This is a genomic window from Rhodococcus sp. NPDC003382 (assembly GCF_053589135.1).
This window is the reverse complement of the sequence record NZ_JBSFRH010000102.1, coordinates 1-3,034: the sequence shown is the minus strand read 5'-3', so window position 1 is coordinate 3,034 and position 3,034 is coordinate 1. Positions and strand designations below refer to the sequence as shown.

General features: G+C 71.5%; 1 protein-coding gene. It reads right to left on the bottom strand.

Going from position 1 to position 3,034, the window contains the following annotated elements; all coding sequences use genetic code 11:
- Window positions 1–3,034, bottom strand: a 3,034-nt coding sequence (locus ACWDUD_RS30510) for a condensation domain-containing protein (protein WP_450111764.1), incomplete at both ends; no start/stop codon positions are given.

The window sequence follows — 3,034 nt, the reverse complement described above, 5'->3', positions numbered from 1 at the left end:
CATCCGACACCACCGACACCGCCGCCTCCACCGACGACAACACCGACACCCCACCAACCCGCACACCCACATCCACCGCACACTGCGCCAGCACGCGGACGAAGCGGTCGACGAGATCGGTGGTCAGCGCCGCCGGCAGATCGGGGTGGTACTTGACGATCAGCTCGAGCTGTTCGCCGGGCAGGACGAGCAGGGTCAGCGGGAAGCTGGTGCCGTCGTCGATGCCGCGCAGCTGCACGTCGAGACCGCTGCCCGCGGTCGCCCCGGTGAAGTCGCCCGGGTAGTTCTCGAACACCACGAGGGTGTCGAACAGTTCGTCGAGACCGGCGATCCGGTGCAGGTCCGCCAGGCCGACGTGGTGGTGGGCCTGCAGGGCGGCCTGTTCGGCCTGGACCCGGCGCAGCAGGTCGGCGACGGTTTCCGCGGGACGCAGCCCGACGCGGACCGCGATGGTGTTGACGGTCATGCCGATCATCTCGTCGATGCCGTCGAGGTCGGCGGCGCGGCCGGAGACCGCGGTGCCGAAGAGCACGTCGTCGCGGCCGGTGACGGCTCCGAGCGCCAGCGACCACGCGACCTGCACGATGGTGTTGAGCGTGACACCGGTTTCGCGGCGGAGCCTTTCGAGGCCCGACACGGTCTCGGCGTCGACGGTGAGGGTGTGGTCGACGCACGAACCGGGCGCGAGGGTCCGGCCGGCCGCGAGCAGCGTCGGCTCGGTGACGCCGTCGAGCGCCGCCGTCCAGGCCGCCCGGTCGGCGGCCTCGTCGCGGTCACCCAGCCATGTGAGGTAGTCGCGGTAGGGGCGCGCCGGTGCCGCGACCGCGGGCGCCGCGCCGATTGCGATGCCGTTGCCGTAGGCGCGCAGCAGGGCGTCGATCACCAGCGGAAGGGACCAGCCGTCGAACAGCAGGTGGTGGTGCGTGAGCAGCATCCGGTGCTGTCCGGATCCGGTGTGCACGAGCGTGATCCGCATCAGCGGCGGCGCAGCGAGGTCGAAGCGGGTCGCGCGGTCCTGCGTGGCGATTTCGGCCCAGCGTCGGTCCAGCTCCGCTCCGGCCGTTGCGGACAGGTCGATTTCGTGCCACGGCACGGCGGCACGGGCGGTGACGACCGCGACCTGGCGGCCGGCCTCGGTGGTGGTGAACGCCGACCCGAGCTGGGTGTGCGCGGCGAGCACCGCGTCGGCGGCGGCACGCAACCGGGTGGTGTCGAGGTCACCGGTGATGTCGAGCGCCATCTGCACGACGTAGGCGTCGTGCCCGGTGGTGTCGAAGGTCGACTCGAACATCAGGCCCTGCTGCAACGGCGTCAGGGGCAGGACGTCGATCGCCGACGGGTAGCGCGCGGTCAGCTCGTCGAGCTCGTCGAAGTCGACGGAGGCGAGAACATCCGACGGCGTCAGTCCACCGATGGAACCCGAATGACCTTGTGCAGCAATACCTTCCAGCAGCACCGGCCACAGCTGTGCGGCACGGTCGACGACACCGGCCCGCAGCACCGAGGCCGCGAAGCGCCACTGGGCGACGATACCGGCGGCGGTGGCCGCGGCGTTGACCTCGATGGGATGTGTCATCGGCATCGTCGGGTCGGACGACACGCCGAGGGTGCCGACGCCGTCCGAGTTCTCGACGGGGCACAGCGTCCAGGCCCCGCCGGTTCCCGTGGCCGGGGCGGCGTCGATACGGCCGAGGTAGTTGAACAGCACCGGGTGCGCGGCCCCGGCGGTGAGCTCGGCGGCGTGCTCGCCGCGGTATCGGGTGAGCAGTCCGTAGCCGATACCGCGGTTCGGGACGGCGCGGATCTGCTCCTTGATGCGCTTGACGAGGCGCCCGGCGGCGGGCGCTCCGGCGGCGACCGCGTCGAGGTCGACACCGGCCACGTCGAGCCGCAGCGGGTACAGCGTGGTCAGCCAGCCCACCGTGCGAGACAGATCGAGTTCCGGTGCGATCGAATCGGATTCGCGGCCGTGACCTTCGACGTCGACAACGAGCGCGGTCGCGCCGAGGTCCTGGGAGGCGGTGGTCAGCGCGGCCGCCAGGGCGGCGAGCAGGATCTCGTCGACCCCTACGCGCAGCGCCGGGGCGACCACCGACGACAGCGTCTCGAACACGTCCGGTGCCACGGTGATCTCCCGGACGGTCGACGCGGCGACAGTGTCCACCGCCGGATCGAGGGCGCGATCGGTGAGCGCGACGGCACCGGCCGGGTCGACGATCCGCCGCCACAGGTCCGCATCGTCGGCCGCGAGGTCGGCGGCGGCTTCGAGCGCCCGACTCCACGTGCGGAAGGACGTGGCGGGTCGTTCGAGCGATCCCGGCCGTTCGCACAGCCGACGCAGGTCGTCGAGCAGGATGTTCCAGGACACCGCGTCGACGACGAGATGGTGGGCGACGATCAGCAGGCGAGCCGCGGGTGCGTCGTCGAGCAGGACGAACACGACCATCGTTCCCGACGCCGGGTCGAGGCTGCGGTACGCGGACTGCACCGGCTCGGGATCGGCCGGATCGCGTTGCTGAAGAACGATTTCGGGTGCGGGCTCGGTCGAAACCTCGAGGGTCCGGCCGTAGGTGGGGTCGTCGACGACCCGGGCACGGAGCATGTCGTGGGTCGCGACAAGCGCGTTCAGCGCGGTCTCGAGTGCGTCCTCGGTCAGATCGGCGGGGAGCGTGACCACCCGGGCCTGGGCGTACCCGTCGACCCACGCGCCGTCGTGGGCGAGCAGATCGGTGATCATCGCGGTCGGCACGACGACACCGAGCGCGTCCTGCCGGTCCTCGGCCGCGGCCATCAGCGTGTCGGTCGGCACGGCCCGGGAGGCCAGACCCGCGGGGGTGGGCGCTTCGAAGACGTCACGGGACGTGAGGGCGAAACCGGCACGGCGGGCTGCGGTCACGACGCGCAGCGCGACGATGGAGTCGCCGCCGAGATGGAAGAAATCGTCGTCGACACCCACCCCCACCACACCGAGCACGTCCACGAACACCGAGCACAACACCCGCTCGGCCACCGACACCGGCTCCCGGCCGGCACC